General features: G+C 69.6%; 13 protein-coding genes. 9 read left to right on the top strand and 4 right to left on the bottom strand.

Going from position 1 to position 15,143, the window contains the following annotated elements; all coding sequences use genetic code 11:
- Positions 1 to 6: 6 nt before the first annotated feature.
- From STVA_RS07475 to STVA_RS07485, 3 genes are all read left to right on the top strand, one after another.
- The gene (locus tag STVA_RS07475; RefSeq protein WP_123689239.1) at positions 7 to 618 is read left to right on the top strand and encodes a DUF2497 domain-containing protein; all 612 of its coding nucleotides are present in this window, start codon (positions 7 to 9) and stop codon (positions 616 to 618) included.
- A 98-nt stretch (positions 619 to 716) separates the two neighbouring features.
- Positions 717 to 3,401, top strand: a complete 2,685-nt coding sequence (locus tag STVA_RS07480; RefSeq protein ID WP_123689238.1) for a valine--tRNA ligase — start codon at positions 717 to 719, stop codon at positions 3,399 to 3,401.
- Between the two features lie 285 nt (positions 3,402 to 3,686).
- Entirely contained in the window at positions 3,687 to 5,195 is a 1,509-nt protein-coding gene (locus STVA_RS07485; protein ID WP_123689237.1) for a M81 family metallopeptidase, read from the top strand.
- A 77-nt stretch (positions 5,196 to 5,272) separates the two neighbouring features.
- On the opposite strand, the gene STVA_RS07490 is transcribed toward STVA_RS07485, so the two are convergent.
- The 4 genes from STVA_RS07490 to erpA all read right to left on the bottom strand — a co-directional run bounded on the left by STVA_RS07490 (position 5,273) and on the right by erpA (position 7,283).
- On the bottom strand, positions 5,273 to 5,746 hold the full coding sequence (locus tag STVA_RS07490) for a helix-turn-helix domain-containing protein (protein WP_179955442.1): 474 nt from the start codon (positions 5,744 to 5,746) through the stop codon (positions 5,273 to 5,275).
- Position 5,747: 1 nt separating this feature from the next.
- Positions 5,748 to 6,059: a type II toxin-antitoxin system HigB family toxin gene (locus STVA_RS07495; protein ID WP_123689236.1), complete on the bottom strand. Its 312-nt coding sequence runs from the start codon at positions 6,057 to 6,059 to the stop codon at positions 5,748 to 5,750.
- 99 nt (positions 6,060 to 6,158) lie between these two features.
- Positions 6,159 to 6,926, bottom strand: a complete 768-nt coding sequence (locus tag STVA_RS07500) for an exodeoxyribonuclease III (protein WP_123689235.1) — start codon at positions 6,924 to 6,926, stop codon at positions 6,159 to 6,161.
- Positions 6,927 to 6,944: 18 nt separating this feature from the next.
- On the bottom strand, positions 6,945 to 7,283 hold the full coding sequence (gene erpA, locus STVA_RS07505) for an iron-sulfur cluster insertion protein ErpA (RefSeq protein WP_338069536.1): 339 nt from the start codon (positions 7,281 to 7,283) through the stop codon (positions 6,945 to 6,947).
- Between the two features lie 165 nt (positions 7,284 to 7,448).
- Between erpA and STVA_RS07510 the strand changes: the two genes are divergently transcribed.
- The 6 genes from STVA_RS07510 (at position 7,449) to STVA_RS07535 (ending at position 15,140) form a co-directional block, all read left to right on the top strand.
- Positions 7,449 to 9,368: a hybrid sensor histidine kinase/response regulator gene (locus STVA_RS07510; protein ID WP_197735814.1), complete on the top strand. Its 1,920-nt coding sequence runs from the start codon at positions 7,449 to 7,451 to the stop codon at positions 9,366 to 9,368.
- Positions 9,369 to 9,412: 44 nt separating this feature from the next.
- Complete coding sequence (locus STVA_RS07515) at positions 9,413 to 10,582, top strand: deoxyguanosinetriphosphate triphosphohydrolase (RefSeq protein ID WP_123689232.1); 1,170 nt, start codon at positions 9,413 to 9,415, stop codon at positions 10,580 to 10,582.
- Positions 10,583 to 10,648: 66 nt separating this feature from the next.
- Positions 10,649 to 12,406: an arginine--tRNA ligase gene (argS, locus tag STVA_RS07520; RefSeq protein ID WP_123689231.1), complete on the top strand. Its 1,758-nt coding sequence runs from the start codon at positions 10,649 to 10,651 to the stop codon at positions 12,404 to 12,406.
- Positions 12,403 to 13,341 (top strand): SPOR domain-containing protein, encoded by a 939-nt coding sequence (locus STVA_RS07525; RefSeq protein WP_123689230.1) that lies wholly within the window; start codon positions 12,403 to 12,405, stop codon positions 13,339 to 13,341. Before argS ends, STVA_RS07525 begins: the two co-directional genes overlap by 4 nt.
- 64 nt (positions 13,342 to 13,405) lie before the next feature.
- Positions 13,406 to 14,404, top strand: coding sequence for a beta-N-acetylhexosaminidase (gene nagZ, locus STVA_RS07530; protein WP_245978277.1), 999 nt, complete (start codon positions 13,406 to 13,408; stop codon positions 14,402 to 14,404).
- A 13-nt stretch (positions 14,405 to 14,417) separates the two neighbouring features.
- A complete protein-coding gene (locus tag STVA_RS07535; protein WP_123689228.1) occupies positions 14,418 to 15,140 on the top strand; it encodes a site-2 protease family protein in 723 nt (240 codons plus the stop codon).
- Positions 15,141 to 15,143 lie beyond the last annotated feature (3 nt).

The raw sequence follows: 15,143 nt of genomic DNA on the forward strand, positions 1-15,143 counted from the left end.
GAAACGATGAGCGACCGGCGCCCTGCGGCCGATCCGTCGATGGAGGATATCCTTGCCTCCATCCGGCGCATCATTTCCGACGATGGCGCCAAGCCCGGCGCCGCGCCGCCGCCGGTATCCGTGCCGCGCGGCGAGCCGGTGATCGCCATGCCGCTGGGGCCGCAGTCGGACCCTGCCGTCTCGGTCGAGCCCCAGCCGCTGCGGGTGGAGCCGCTGCATGTGGAGGCGGTCGCGGCAGGCGCGGTTGACGTCGACCCGGGACCACGCCTGCGCGCACGGCGCGACGCCGACGACGTGCTGGAACTGACGCAGGTCTACCAGCCACGTATCCTGCCCGAGGCCGAGGGGCGGCCGGACCCGGCGGCACCGCTGGTATCGCCCGACGCGGCGGCCGAGGTCGCGGCGGCGTTGGCCGCCATCGGCCGGGCCGAGGCGCACGTATCCGGGCCCGACCTGGGCGGGCTCCTGACCGGCAGCGGCCGCACCGTCGACGACCTGGTGCGCGAGATGCTGCGGCCGATGCTGAAGGAATGGCTGGATTCGCGCCTGCCCGGTCTCGTAGAAGCGGTCGTTCGCGAAGAGGTCGAGCGGATCGTACGCCGCGCCAACCTGCGCTGATTTGAGGAGGCCCGCAGCCCGCGGGCCAGTTCCGTGCCCCGGCCGCCCTCCTGTCGTGGCGCCGGGCCGGTGAATTCGGGATACGGGGTTCCCCTGCGATGATCGAGAAGACCTATCGCCCGGCCGAGGTCGAGGCGAAGCACTACCAGCGGTGGGAAGACTCCGGCGCCTTTGCCGCGGACCCCGCCTCGCCCAAGCAGCCCTACACCATCATGATCCCGCCGCCGAACGTGACCGGCAGCCTGCACATGGGACATGCGCTGACCTTCACCATCCAGGACATCCTGATCCGCTATCACCGGATGCGGGGCAGGGATGCCCTGTGGCAGCCGGGTACGGACCATGCGGGCATCGCCACCCAGATGGTGGTCGAGCGCCAACTGGCCGACAAGGGGATGGTGCTGGACCGGCCGGGCGTGGTCGAGGACGCCAACACCCGCGCTATCGGCCGCGACGCCTTCATCGCCAAGGTGTGGGAGTGGAAGGCGGAATCGGGCGGCACCATCACCCGCCAGCTCCGCCGCCTGGGTGCCTCGCTCGACTGGCCGCGCGAGCGCTTCACCATGGACGAGGGGCTGAGTGCCGCCGTCCGCAAGGTCTTCGTCGAGCTGCACCGCCAGGGGCTGATCTATCGCGACAAGCGGCTGGTCAACTGGGACCCCAAGCTCCACACGGCCATCTCCGACCTGGAGGTCGAGCAGCGCGAGGTGAAGGGCCATCTCTGGCACTTCCGCTATCCGGTCGAGGGCATGCCCGACACCTTCGTCACGGTCGCCACCACCCGGCCGGAGACGATGCTGGGCGACACCGGCGTGGCCGTTCACCCCGAGGACGAGCGCTTCCGCGCGCTGGTCGGCCGCAACGTCATCCTGCCGCTGGTCGGCCGCGCCATCCCGATCGTGGCCGACGAGTATGCCGACCCGGAGACGGGCACCGGCGCGGTCAAGATCACGCCGGCCCATGACTTCAACGACTTCGAGGTCGGGCGGCGCTGCGGGCTGGCGGCGATCAACATCTTCGATGCCGATGCCCGGCTGCTCGACAGCGTGCCGGAACCCTATCGCGGTCTGGAACGCTACGAGGCGCGCAAGCGGATCGTGGCCGACATGGAGGCGCTGGGCCTGCTGGAGAAGGTGGAGCCGCACACCCACGTCGTGCCGCACGGCGACCGCTCGGGCGTGGCGATCGAGCCGTGGCTGACCGACCAGTGGTATGTCGATGCCGCCACCCTGGCCAAGCCCGCGATCGCGGCGGTCGAGACGGGCCAGACCGTCTTCGTCCCGCGCCAGTGGGAAAACACCTTCTTCGAGTGGATGCGCAACATCCAGCCCTGGTGCGTGTCGCGCCAGCTCTGGTGGGGCCATCAGGTGCCGGCCTGGTACGCGCCCGACGGCACCATCTTCGTCGAGGAGACCGAGGCCGAGGCGATCGTCGCCGCCCGCCGCCATTTCGGCGCAGACGTGGCGCTGCGGCGCGACTCCGACGTGCTCGATACCTGGTTCTCGTCCGCGCTCTGGCCGTTCTCGACCCTGGGCTGGCCCGAGCACACGCCGGAACTGGCCCGCTACTATCCCGGCGACGTGCTGGTGACGGGCTTCGACATCATCTTCTTCTGGGTCGCCCGGATGATGATGATGGGCCACCACTTCATGGGCGACGTGCCGTTCCGCACCGTCTACATCCACGCCCTGGTGCGCGACGCGCGCGGCCAGAAGATGTCAAAGTCCAAGGGCAACGTCATCGACCCGCTGGACCTGATCGACCGTTTCGGCTGCGATGCCCTGCGCTTCACCCTGTCGGCGCTGGCCGCCCCCGGGCGCGACATCAAGTTGGCCGAGAGCCGGGTCGAGGGCTACCGCAACTTCGCGACCAAGCTGTGGAACGCGTCGCGCTATGCCGAGATGAACGGCTGCGTCGCGGTCGAGGGCTTCGCGGCCGACCAGGCCCGCCACCGCGTCAACCGCTGGATTGTGGGCGAGGTCGCGCGCACGACGGAGCGGCTGGAGCAGGAGTTCGCGGCCTATCGCTTCAACGACGTCGCCAACGTGCTCTACCAGTTCGTCTGGGGCACCTTCTGCGACTGGTACCTGGAGTTCACCAAGCCGATCCTGGCCGGCAGCGACGCGGAAGCGGCCGCCGAGACGCGGGCGACGACCGCCTGGGTGCTGGACCAGATCCTGCTGCTGCTGCACCCCGTCATGCCCTACATCACCGAGGAACTGGGCGAGCAGTTGTCGGGCGGCACGCGGCCCGCGCTGATCACGTCGGCCTGGCCCAGCTTCGGCGAGAGCCATCGCGACCCGGTGGCCGCGGCCGAGATGGGCTGGGTCGTGCGGCTGGTGTCGGAGATCCGCGCCATCCGGTCCGAGATGAACGTGCCGGTGGCGGCCGAGATCCCGCTGCTGGTGAAGGGGGCAGGGGCCGAGACCCTGGCGCGCCTGGCCACCCATGGCGACGTGATCCGGCGGCTGGCCCGCCTGGCCTCGATCGACACGGGGGCGGGCGACCCGCCCGCGGGGGCGGCCCAGGCGGTCGTCGACGAGGCGACCATCGCGCTGCCGCTGGCCGGCATCATCGACCTGGCGAAGGAGCGCGCGCGCCTGGCCAAGGAAGTGGGCCGGCTGGCCGACGACATCGCCAAGATCGAAAAGAAGCTGGGCAGCGCCGACTTCATGGCCAAGGCGCCGGAGGAGATCGTCGAGGAACAGCGCGAGCGGGCGGCCGCGGCCGGCGAGGCCAAGGGCAAGCTGGAGGCCGCGCTGGCACGGATCGCCGGGGCCTGACGGGCGGACCCCGCCAAAACCCCGTCAGGCGCGGCGTGCGTCCCGCTCGTCGCGCCAGTCGCGGAACAGGCGGCGGCGGTGGGCGTCGGTCACCCGGCGCTTGATGGTGGCGTAGATGCTTCGCAGGCTGCTCATGGGTCCATCTCCGGCTGCTGGCCGATCGGTGGGCTTGTCTGACGAGGGCCGAGACTAGGCAGCAACCGTGACATTGCGGTGGCGTTCCCGTGGCTCATTGGTGAGACTGCGGGTCGCCGCGAGGTATCCAGGCAAGAAGAGGGTAGGGGAATGGCGCGCATAGCGGTCGCAGGCTTCCAGCACGAGACGAACACCTTCGCTCCGGCAAAGGCCACCTATCAGACCTTCGTCGAAGGCGGCGGCTGGCCGCCCCTGCTGCGCGGCAACGAACTGCCGGCGCGCGTCCATGGCATGAACCTGCCGATGGCCGGCGCCATCGAGGTGCTGCAGAAGGCCGGCCATGCGGTGGTGCCGATCGTCTGGTGCGCGGCCGTGCCGTCTTCCTACGTGACCCAGGACGCGTTCGAGCGCATCTCGGCCATGATCGTGGGCGACCTCGCCTCGCAGGGACCGTACGACGCCGTCTATCTCGACCTGCACGGCGCCATGGCGGTGGAGCAGTTCGAGGATGGCGAGGGCGAGATGCTGCGCCGCGTGCGCGCCATCGTCGGCCCGGACATCCCGGTCTTCACCAGCCTCGACCTGCATTCGAACACTACCCCCGAGATGGTCGAGTTCTCGAACCTGATGGTCGCCTACCGGACATATCCCCATGTCGACATGGCCGAGACGGGGGGCCGTGCGGCCGCCCTGCTCGATCGTGCGCTGAAGGAGAAGCGGCCGGTCTACAAGGCGTTCCGCCAGCTTCCCTTCCTGATCCCGCTCACCTGGCAGTGCACCTTCATCGAGCCCGGCAAGTCGCTCTATGATTTCTGCGCATCGCTCGAGGGCGGCGACGTGCTGACGGTGTCGTTCACGCCGGGCTTCCCGGCCGCCGACATCCATCATTGCGGCCCGGCCGTGCTGGCCTATGGCTGGACCCAGGAGGCGGCCGACGAGGCGGCCGACCGGATGGCCAACGCCGTGGCCGAGGCCGAGATGGCCTTCGCCGGCAAGCTCTACGACCCGGATTCGGTGGTGCAGGAAGCCACGCGCCTGGCCCAGGGTGCCAGCAAGCCCGTCGTGATCGCCGACACCCAGGACAATCCCGGCGCCGGCGGCAACTCCGACACCACCGGCCTGCTGGCGGCGATGATCCGCAACGACGCGCAGAACTGCGCGCTGGGGCTGCTGTGGGACCCGGCCTCGGCCAAGGCCGCGCACGCGGCCGGCGAGGGCGCCACCATCCGCCTGAAGCTGGGTGCCGTCTCGGGTGTGGCCGGCATCGAGCCGGTCGAGGCGGACTTCCGGGTCGAGAAGCTGGGCAACGGCCGCTTCACCTGCACCGGCCCCTTCTACGGCGGCGCCCACATGGAGTTGGGCCTGATGGCGTGCCTGTCGGTGGGGGGCGTGCGCATCGCGGTCTCGTCCAAGAAGTGCCAGGCGGCCGACCAGGAGATGTTCCGCCATGTCGGCATCGAGCCGACCAAGCTGTCGATCCTCGGCCTGAAGAGCTCGGTGCATTTCCGCGCCGACTTCCAGCCGATCGCCGAGACCATCCTGGTGGTGGAGTCGCCCGGCCCGATGATCGTCGACCCCGCCAACCTGCCCTTCACCCGCCTGCGCGGCGGCGTGCGCATCAATCCGGGCGGGCCGGAGTTCCAGCAGCCGGCGGCTTAGGGAATAGCCGCTATCGGTCGGATCGAGCCGCGTCTGACAAAGACGGAGCGATCCGACCGAAGCCTCCAACCGTCAGATCAGTCCGAGCCGGCAATTCCGACAGCTGGCTGTCTGGGGGGCTTCGCGGACTTGCGGCGGCGGCCCGAGGTTCGGGTAGCTGGACCGACTTTCTTTGCTGCCGGGGCCAGATCGTACGGCATGATCAGGGCCTCGACCGGGATGCCCCACGCCTTGTGGAGCGCGTAGATCATGCCGGTGGTTAATCGCCGGCGCCGGCCTAGCACTTCGGAAGCGCGAGAGCGCAGTCCCAGTACCCGGCCAAGGTCCGCTTGCGATCGGCCTTGGTCTTCCATGACATGCCGGAGCATCGTGATCGGCTCCAGTGTCATGGTCGGCCAACGATGGCTCTCATAGGCGTCAACCAATGTTCCCAGCACTGCGAGCCGGTCATCGTCGGTTGAACCAGGCGCCGGGTCCGCCACCACCAGTCGAGAAATCTCGAGTACCGCGGCAGCATGATCGTCGTCGTTGCGGATCGGCCGAATGTCCACGTCAGCTTCCTTTGAACTGATCCACCGTCAATGCATCTATGGCGTCATATTCTGGATGCGTACCGATGAACTTCACGAAAACCATCTGGTGCCGGAAGAAGATCGACGCAACCAGGCGATGATTGCCGCCACGAATGGCGAAGCGGACACGTTCCCCGTTGAGAACCTTTGCGCTTGGCACTGTCGCCAGTATGTCCTGCATCGTTGACCATCTGGCTGCTCTTACCGAAGTGATCCAGGCGGCCAACGCCGAAGCCGCGTCCGCATGGTCCCGAGCATAAGCATCCAGCCTGTTGCGCGAGATCAGCTGCATCGGTCGGCCATTTAAGGGCGTACGTCTTGCGACGCAAGCACTGTATCCCGTTTCGGGAACATGTCGATGGATCAGCCGGGGAACGCCCGGCCCGGCCCCTCAAGCCAGCGTGCACCATACCGGGGTATGGTCGGAGGCCCGCTCGCGGCCGCGCGGGTCCTTGTCGATGCCGGCTTCCTGCAGGCGGTCGGCCGCCTGGGGCGACAGCAGCAGGTGATCGATGCGCAGGCCCTCGTCGCGATACCAGCGGCCCTGGACATAGTCCCAGTAGGAATACTGGTGCGGCTCGGGGTGGAGGGCGCGGAAGGCGTCGGTCAGGCCCAGATGCAACAGGGTGCGGAATCGCGCCCGGCTCTCGGGCCGGCAGAGCGCGTCGTCGGCCCATTTGACCGGGTCGTAGACGTCGTCGTCGGTCGGGCAAACGTTGTAGTCGCCGCCCAGCACGAAGGTCTCCTCGGCGTCCAGCATGCCGCGGGCGTGCGGCACCAGCCGGTCCATCCAGGCGAGCTTGTAGTCGTACTTGTCGCCGGGCGCGGGGTTGCCGTTGGGCAGGTAGATCGAGGCTACCCGCACGCCCTCGACCGTCGCCTCGATATAGCGCGACTGCAGGTCGTCGGGATTGCCGGGCAGGCCGCGGACGATGTCCTCGATCGGGCTCTTCGCCAGGATGGCGACGCCGTTATAGGTCTTCTGCCCGTGGGTGGCGAAGTTGTAGCCGAGATCCTCGATCTCGGTCGCCGGGAAGGCATCGTCGACGCACTTCAACTCCTGGAGGAGCACGACGTCGGGCTGGAACTCGCCCAGCCACTGCACCAGGTTGGGCAGCCGCGCCTTGACGGAATTGACGTTCCAGGTGGCAATCTTCACGGGACGAGAGGAACCAGGTCAGATCGCAAAGGAGCTGCCGCAGCCGCAGGACGAGGTCGCGTTGGGATTGGTGATGCGGAAGGCCGACCCCACCATCTCCTGGACGTAGTCGACGGCGGCCCCGTTCAGCAGGTCGAGCGAGGTGTCGTCCACCACCACGGCCACGCCGTGGGCGGCGAACTCGCGGTCGTCGTCGTTGCGCTGGTCGTCGAAGCTGAAGCCGTACTGGAAGCCGGAGCAGCCGCCGCCGGACACGGCGATGCGCAGGAACATCCCTTTGAACTCGTCCTGCGCCTGCAACTCGCGGATGCGGCGGGCGGCGTTCTCGGTGACCATCATCTGACGGTCGTCAATCACGGAAGTGCCTTCGGGCATGGGTGTCCTCGCTCGGGAGCCCATATGTAATGGCTATCGCCGCGGTGTCAAAGGGCCGTGCGACGGACTTGTTCGACCCTGCCGGCGTCCGCTGCTATAGCAAGCCCGTGCCGCGCGATCTCGGCGCGCGCAATGGGAAGGCCCGCGATGGCGGCAACGGACGACAGTCGCTTCAGGATCCTCATCGAGGCGGTGGTCGACTACGCCATATACAGCCTGGACCTGGGCGGGCGCGTCGCTAGCTGGAATGCGGGGGCGCGTCGCTTCAAGGGCTACGAGGAAGCGGAGATCCTGGGCCACCATTTCTCGCGCTTCTATGTCGAGGAAGACCGACAGGCGGGGCTTCCCGCCCGCGCCCTGGAAACGGCCGCCCGCGAAGGCCGCTTCGAGAACGAGGGCTGGCGGGTACGCAAGGACGGCACCCGGTTCTGGGCGCATGTCGTGATCGACCCGATCCGGGCCGAGGACGGCGCGCTGACCGGCTTCGCCAAGATCACCCGCGACATGACCGAGCGCTGGGCCGTGCGCGAGCAACTGCGGCGCAGCGAGGAACAGTTCCAGCTCCTGGTTCGCGGCGTGTCGGACTATGCCATCTACATGCTCGACCTCGCGGGCCATGTGACGAGCTGGAATCTCGGCGCCGAGCGCATCAATGGCTATATGCCGGACGAGATCATCGGCCAGCACTTCGGGCGCTTCTATACGGCCCAGGACCAGGCGGCGGGCGAGCCGCGGCTGGCGCTGGAGACGGCGCTGCGCCAGGGCCGGTACGAGCGGGAAGGCTGGCGCGTGCGCAAGGATGGCACGCGCTTCATGGCCAATGTCGTCATCGAGCCGATCCGCACCGAGGATGGCCTGCTGCTCGGCTTCGCCAAGGTCACCCGCGACATCACCACCCGGGTGGAGGCGCAGCGCACGCTGGCCGAGGCCCAGGAGGCCCTGTTCCAGGCCCAGAAGATGGAGGCGCTGGGCCGCCTGACCGGCGGCGTGGCGCATGACTTCAACAATCTGCTGATGGTTGTCCTGGGCAGTCTCGACCTGCTGAAGCGCCGCCTGGACGGCGATGCCCGCACCGGCACGCTGATCGAGAATGCGATCGAGGCGGCAAGGCGGGGTGCGGTGCTGACGCAGCGCATGCTGGCCTTCTCGCGGCGGCAGGAGCTGGCGCTGGAGCCGGTCGACCTGCCCACCCTGATGCGGGACATGGCTGAGCTGGTGCGGCGGTCGATCGGGCCCGCGGTCACCGTCGATTTCCATGTTCCGCCGCAGCTTCCGGCGATCCTGGCCGACACCAACCAGCTCGAGCTGGCGATCCTCAACCTGGCGGTGAACGCCCGGGACGCGATGCCCGAAGGCGGGACGATCGCGATTGCCGCGCGCGAGGAAGCCGTCTCGCGCGCCATGCATGGGCTGGAGCCGGGGCGATACATCTGCATCTCGGTCGCCGACCACGGCCAGGGCATGGACGAAACGACGCTGCGGCGCGCGACCGAGCCCTTCTTCACGACCAAGGGCATCGGCAAGGGGACCGGCCTCGGCCTGCCGATGGTCCATGGCGTGGCCGAGCAACTGGGCGGGACACTGCACCTCAGCAGCCGGGCCGGGGTCGGGACGGTGGCCGAGATCTGGCTGCCGGTGGCCCATGGGGTGAAGGTGCCCGTGGTCGCGGCCGCCGCGCCGGTTCGCCCGCAAGCCGTCGCGCGGGCGCTCCACGTCCTGGTGGTCGACGACGACCGGCTGGTCCTGGCCAACATCGTCGCCATGCTGGAGGATCTGGGCCACCGCACCACGAGTGCGGCCTCGGGCGCGGAGGCCATCGCCCATCTGCGGGCCGGCACGCCCTTCGACCTCGTGCTGACCGACCAGGCGATGCCGCAGATGACCGGGCAGCAGTTGGCGCAGGCGATCGCGGCCGCCCGGCCCGATCTGCCCATCGTGCTGGCGTCGGGGTTCGCGGAGCTGCCGGCCGATGCGATCCATCTGCCACGCTTGGCCAAGCCCTTCACCCAGGCGCAATTGGCCGCCGCCCTGGCCGAGTCCATGAAGGCGGGGATGGCGGTTCGCTGACGGATTGCCGCGCGGACCCCCTTTGGATAGGGTCTGGCCCCGTCATGGCCCATGCCGCTCCCGGTCTCGCCCCCTATGCCAGCCGGCCGGAGGAATCGCGCGGCCGGCTCGTGCCCGAGGCCGAGAGCGAGACCCGCAGCGCCTTCCAGCGCGACCGCGACCGGATCATCCACTCCACCGCCTTCCGCCGGCTTGAATACAAGACGCAAGTCTTCGTCAACCATGAGGGCGACCACTACCGCACGCGCCTGACCCATTCGATCGAGGTGGCGCAGATCGCCCGCTCGCTCGCCCGGGCACTGGGCCTGAACGAGGACCTGGCGGAGGCCGTGGCACTCGGCCACGACCTCGGCCACACGCCGTTCGGCCATGCCGGGGAAGAGGCGCTCGACGCGGCGATGGCGCCCTTCGGTGGCTTCAGCCACAACGACCAGACCTTCCGCGTGCTGACGATGCTGGAGCGCCGCTACGCGGCGTTCGATGGCCTGAACCTGACGTGGGAGACGCTGGAAGGCACGGTCAAGCACAACGGGCCGCTGCCCGCGGGGGCAGCACCGCCCACCATCGCCGCCTTCGATCGGGTGTTGCCGCTGGAACTGGGCGGGTGGCCGGGGGCGGAGGCGCAGGTGGCGGCGTTGGCAGACGACATCGCCTACAACAACCACGATATCGACGACGGCCTGCGCGCCGGCCTTTTCACGCTGGAGGATCTGGCCGACGTGCCGCTGGCGGGGCCGGTCTTCGCCCTGGTCACGCGCGCGCATCCCGGCATCGAGCCCTCGCGCCTGATCCATGAGGGCGTGCGCCGGATGATCGACCGCATGGCCAACGACCTGCTGGCCGAGACGCGTCAGCGCCTGGCCGAGCTGGCGCCGCGCTCGGTCGATGACATCCGCGCCGCCGGGCGGCCGGTGGTCGGCTTCAGCGAGGCCATGCGCACCCACGACCGGGCCTTGAAGGCGTTCCTCTTCCAGCGCATGTACCGGCACTACCGGGTCAATCGCATGGCCAGCAAGGCGCGCCGGGTGGTCCGCGACCTGTTCGGCCTCCTGGTCGACGAGCCGAACTGCCTGCCGACCGACTGGCAGGCCCAGGCCGAGGGGCCGCGCACGGCGCGCACCGCGCGGGTGGTGGCCGACTATGTGGCCGGCATGACCGACCGCTTCGCGCTCGACGAGCACACGCGGCTGTTCGATGTCCATGCGCGGACCTGAGGCTGGACGGGTGCATGCGCGCACCTGACGCGCGACAAGAGCCCGGAATCGGGGCATACGGAGCCGATGAACGTCTTTCACCATTTCCGCGACCGGGTGCTGGCCGCCGTCGCCGAGCTGCAGGCCGCCGGGCGCCTGCCGGCTGAACTCGATCTCGCGCGGGTCGTCGTCGAACCGCCGCGCGACGCCGCCCATGGCGACCTGTCGTCCAACGTCGGCATGGTCCTGGCCAAGCCCGCCCGCAGCAACCCGCGCGCCATCGCCGAGATGGTGGGCGCGGCGCTGGCCGGCGGCGAGGGCGTGGCAGCCATCGAGATCGCCAACCCGGGCTTCCTCAACCTGCGCCTGACGCCGGCCTTCTGGCGGGAGCGCATCCGCGACGTGCTGCGCGCGGGCGTCGCCTATGGCGATTCCGCCATGGGGCAGGGTCGGCCGGTCAATGTCGAGTATGTCTCGGCCAACCCGACCGGGCCCATGCATATCGGCCACGCCCGTGGCGCCGTGGTCGGCGACGCGCTGGCCGCCCTGCTGGAGAAGGCGGGTTTCGCCGTCACCCGCGAATACTACATCAACGATGCCGGCGGGCAGGTCGACGTCCTGGCGGCATCGGCCCACCTGCGCTACCGCGAGGCATTGGGCGAGGAAATCGGCGCCATCCCCGAGGGCCTCTATCCCGGCGACTACCTGCGCGCGGTGGGCGAGCAGTTGGCGGAGATCCATGGCGACCGCTGGCTGGCCGCCCCGACCGAGGAGTGGCTGCCGGCCTTCCGCCGCCACGCCATCGACGCGATGATGGCGATGATCCGCGAGGATCTGGCGGCGCTTGGCGTCCGGCACGACATCTTCACGTCGGAGCGCAGCCTGGTTGAATCCGGCGCCATCGAGCGCGCGCTGGAGGTGCTGGAGGCCCGCGACCTGCTCTATACCGGCGTGCTCGAGGCGCCCAAGGGCAAGCTGCCCGACGATTGGGAGCCGCGGCCCCAGACCCTGTTCCGGGCGACCCGGTCGGGCGACGACGTCGACCGGCCGTTGCGCAAGTCGGATGGTAGCTGGACCTATTTCGCGGCCGACATCGCCTATCATTTCGACAAGTTCCGCCGCGGCTTCGCAACCCAGATCGACGTCTGGGGTGCCGACCACGGCGGCTATGTAAAGCGCATGCAGTCGGCCGTGGCCGCCGTCAGCGACGGGCAGGCGGCCCTCGACGTGAAGATCTGCCAGCTCGTCAATCTGCTGGATGGCGGCGAGCCGGTGAAGATGTCCAAGCGCGCGGGCACCTTCGTCACCCTGCGCGAGGTGGTCGACGCGGTCGGGCGCGACGTCGTCCGCTTCATCATGCTGACGCGCAAGAATACCGAGACACTGGATTTCGACCTGGCCCGCGTGCGCGAGCAGTCGAAGGACAACCCGGTCTTCTACGTGCAGTACGCCCATGCTCGCGCGCATTCGGTTCTGCGCCATGCGCGCGAAACGTTGGCGGCCGCCGATCTATCGCCGGCCGCCCTTGCCGCGGTAGAATTGGGGGGCATATCGGATTCGGCCGAGCTTGCCCTCGTCCGGCTGATGGCGCAGTGGCCGCGCATCGTGGAGAGCGCGGCCGAGGCCCACGAGCCCCATAGAATAGCGTTTTTTCTCTATGATCTCGCCAGTACGTACCATATGTTGTGGAACAAGGGGAAAGACGACGCAAGTCTTCGCTTCCTGGTGCGGGAGGACGAGAATCTGACGCTGGCTCGACTGGCGCTGGTCCAGGGCTTTGCCCTGGTGATCGCGTCGGGGCTCCGGGTCTTCGGCGTCGAACCCGTCGAGGAGATGCGCGCATGACGATCGAACTCAATCACGACGCGGCCGATCGCGCCCTCGGCCGGGACTATGGCAGCGACGACCGCCGCGCCCGCCCGTGGCTGATCGGCGTCGTCGCACTTGCCGTCATCGGTACCTTCTGCGGCATTGTCTGGTACGCCTACACCCAGGGCCTGAGCCAGGGCACGCGGGGCGGGGTGCCGTTGTTGCGCGCCGACCCGTCGCCGATGCGCGAACGACCGGCGGAGCCCGGCGGGATGAAGGTCCCGCACCAGGACAAGCTGATCTACGACCAGGTCGCCCGCGCGCCGACGTCTGCGCCCACGATCGAGCGCATGCTGCCGCCGCCCGAGACGCCGATCGCCCGCCCGGTCGCCCCGCCGGCCGCACTGGCGCCGCCGCCGGCGGCTTCCGTCACGCCGGTCACGCCCGCGCCCAGCATGCAGGCCCCGGCCGCCCCGGCGCCGACCGTGCAGCCCGCACCCGTGCGTCCCCCGCCGTCGCTGGCGGCGCCGACCAGCCCGCCCTCCATGGCGATGCCGGCCGCACCGGCACCGCCGCAGGCGACCCTGCGGCCGTCCGTCCCGGTTACGCCGATCGCCCCGGTGGTGCCGCCCGCGCCACCCGTCGCTGCCGCGCCGGCCCCAGCCCCGCCGCCCGTCGCCGCGGCACCGCCCGCCAGCGCGCCGGCTCCGGTCGCCGGCGGCAGCTACCGCATCCAGTTGGCGGCCGTCCGCTCGCAGGAGGCCGCCCAGCAGGAGTGGGAGAAGATGAAGACGGCCCATGCCCCCGTCCTGGGCAAGCTGTCGTCGCAGATCGTGCGCGTCGACCTCGGCGAATCGCGCGGCGTCTTCTACCGCATCCAGGCCGGCCCGTTCGGCGATCCCGATGCGGCCCGCCGCACCTGCACGGCCCTCAAGGACCGGAATGTCAGCTGCCTCGTCGTCCGTCCCTGAGATAGTCCCGCCTTCGACCCCCGCCCCCCGCGGGCGGCGGCCAGCCGAATTTCCCCGCGCAGTCGTGTTCGGCTGCGCGGGGACTTCGCTTTCGGGGCAGGAAGCGGCCTTCTTCGCCGAAGCGCGGCCGCTGGGATTCATCCTCTTTCGCCGCAACATCGAGACGCCCGACCAGGTCCGGCGGCTGACCGCGGCCCTGCGCCGGTCGATCGGCAACCCGCAGGCGCCGGTGCTGATCGACCAGGAGGGTGGCCGCGTCGCCCGCCTGCGCCCGCCGCACTGGCCTGAGTTCCCGGCCGCCCGCCGCTTCGGCGACGCCTGGGCGCGCGACCCGGAGCGCGCCGTGGAAGCGGTGCGCGCCAACAGTCGCCTGCTCGCCGCCACGCTGCTGCCGCTCGGCATCACCATCGACTGCATGCCCGTGCTCGACCTGCCGGTGCCGGGCAGCCACGACGTGATCGGCGACCGCGCCTATTCCGACGATCCCATGGCGGTAGCCCAGCTCGGCCTGGCCGCTGCCGAGGGCCTGCTGGAAGGCGGCGTGCTGCCGGTCGTGAAGCATATTCCCGGCCATGGCCGGGCCGGCGTCGACAGCCACCTGGAACTGCCGGTGGTGGCCGCCCCGGAAGCCGAACTCATGGAGCGCGACTTCGCGCCGTTCCGCGCTTTGCGCTACATGCCGCTCGGGATGACGGCCCATGTCCGCTACCTGGCGCTGGATGCGGCGCGGCCGGCGACCCTGTCGCCCGTGGTCCTGGGCGAATTCGTGCGCGACCGGATCGGCTTCGCCGGGCTGCTGTTCAGCGACGACCTGTCGATGCAGGCGCTGCCGGGCGCGATCGAGGAGCGGGCGGCGGCCTGCATCGCGGCCGGCTGCGACGTGGCCCTGCACTGCAACGGCAACATGGACGAGATGGTCCGCGTGGCAGCCGCGGTGCCGGCGATGAGCCGGCACGCGGCCCGACGCTGGTCGATCGCCGAGGACATCCGGCGGCGCGGCGACCCCACGGCCGATCCGGAACGGCTGGCCAATTGGCGCGATCTGATGCTGCTCGACGTTTGAAGGTGGTGCGGGCTTGGACGATCTGATCTTCACCATCTCGGTCTGGACGCTACCGGTCCTGGTCGCCATCACCTTTCACGAGGCCGCCCATGGCTTCGTCGCCCGCCTGCGCGGCGACGACACCGCCTGGCGGCTCGGCCGGGTCACCTTCAACCCGCTGAAGCATATCGACCTGTTCGGCACCATCATCCTGCCGGCGACGATGCTGGCGGGCTCGCTGGCGGTCGGCGCGCAGCCCTTCCTGTTCGGCTTCGCCAAGCCGGTCCCGGTCGATTTCTCGCGCCTCGACAACCCGCGCTACGACATGGTGCTGGTGGCGCTGGCCGGTCCCGGCATCAACATCGTCCTGGCGCTGGCCGCCGCCATCCTCGGCCACATGGTGCCGGTGCTGCCGTCCTTCATGGGCGAGTGGGCGTTGTTCAACTTGGTGAATGCCATCCAGATCAACGTGTTGCTGGCCGTCTTCAACATGCTGCCGCTGCCGCCGCTGGATGGCGGCCGGGTCGCGGTCGGGCTGCTGCCGGCGCCGCTCGCCTATCCGCTGGCACGGCTGGAGCGGCACGGCTTCTTCATCCTGCTGGGGCTGCTGTTCGTGCTGCCCTTCATCGGCCAGCAGGTCGGGCTCGACCTGAACGTGTTGCAATGGCTGATCCGGGGGCCGACCGAATACATCATCGAGATGGTGCTGACGGTCACCGCCTTCGACCCGCTCGCCACCCTGTCGGCGATGCGCTGACCG

This window comes from Stella humosa, from assembly GCF_006738645.1.
GTDB classification, from domain to species: Bacteria; Pseudomonadota; Alphaproteobacteria; order ATCC43930; family Allostellaceae; genus Allostella; species Allostella humosa.

What these genes read in the sequence shown, in the direction of transcription:
- STVA_RS07475 (WP_123689239.1), top strand. Translation starts at nt 7, where the DNA reads ATGAGCGACCGGCGCCCTGCGGCCGATCCGTCGATGGAGGATATCCTT.
- STVA_RS07480 (WP_123689238.1), top strand. Translation starts at nt 717, where the DNA reads ATGATCGAGAAGACCTATCGCCCGGCCGAGGTCGAGGCGAAGCACTAC.
- STVA_RS07485 (WP_123689237.1), top strand. Translation starts at nt 3,687, where the DNA reads ATGGCGCGCATAGCGGTCGCAGGCTTCCAGCACGAGACGAACACCTTC.
- STVA_RS07495 (WP_123689236.1), bottom strand. Translation starts at nt 6,059, where the DNA reads ATGCAGCTGATCTCGCGCAACAGGCTGGATGCTTATGCTCGGGACCAT.
- STVA_RS07510 (WP_197735814.1), top strand. Translation starts at nt 7,449, where the DNA reads ATGGCGGCAACGGACGACAGTCGCTTCAGGATCCTCATCGAGGCGGTG.
- STVA_RS07515 (WP_123689232.1), top strand. Translation starts at nt 9,413, where the DNA reads ATGGCCCATGCCGCTCCCGGTCTCGCCCCCTATGCCAGCCGGCCGGAG.
- argS (WP_123689231.1), top strand. Translation starts at nt 10,649, where the DNA reads ATGAACGTCTTTCACCATTTCCGCGACCGGGTGCTGGCCGCCGTCGCC.
- STVA_RS07525 (WP_123689230.1), top strand. Translation starts at nt 12,403, where the DNA reads ATGACGATCGAACTCAATCACGACGCGGCCGATCGCGCCCTCGGCCGG.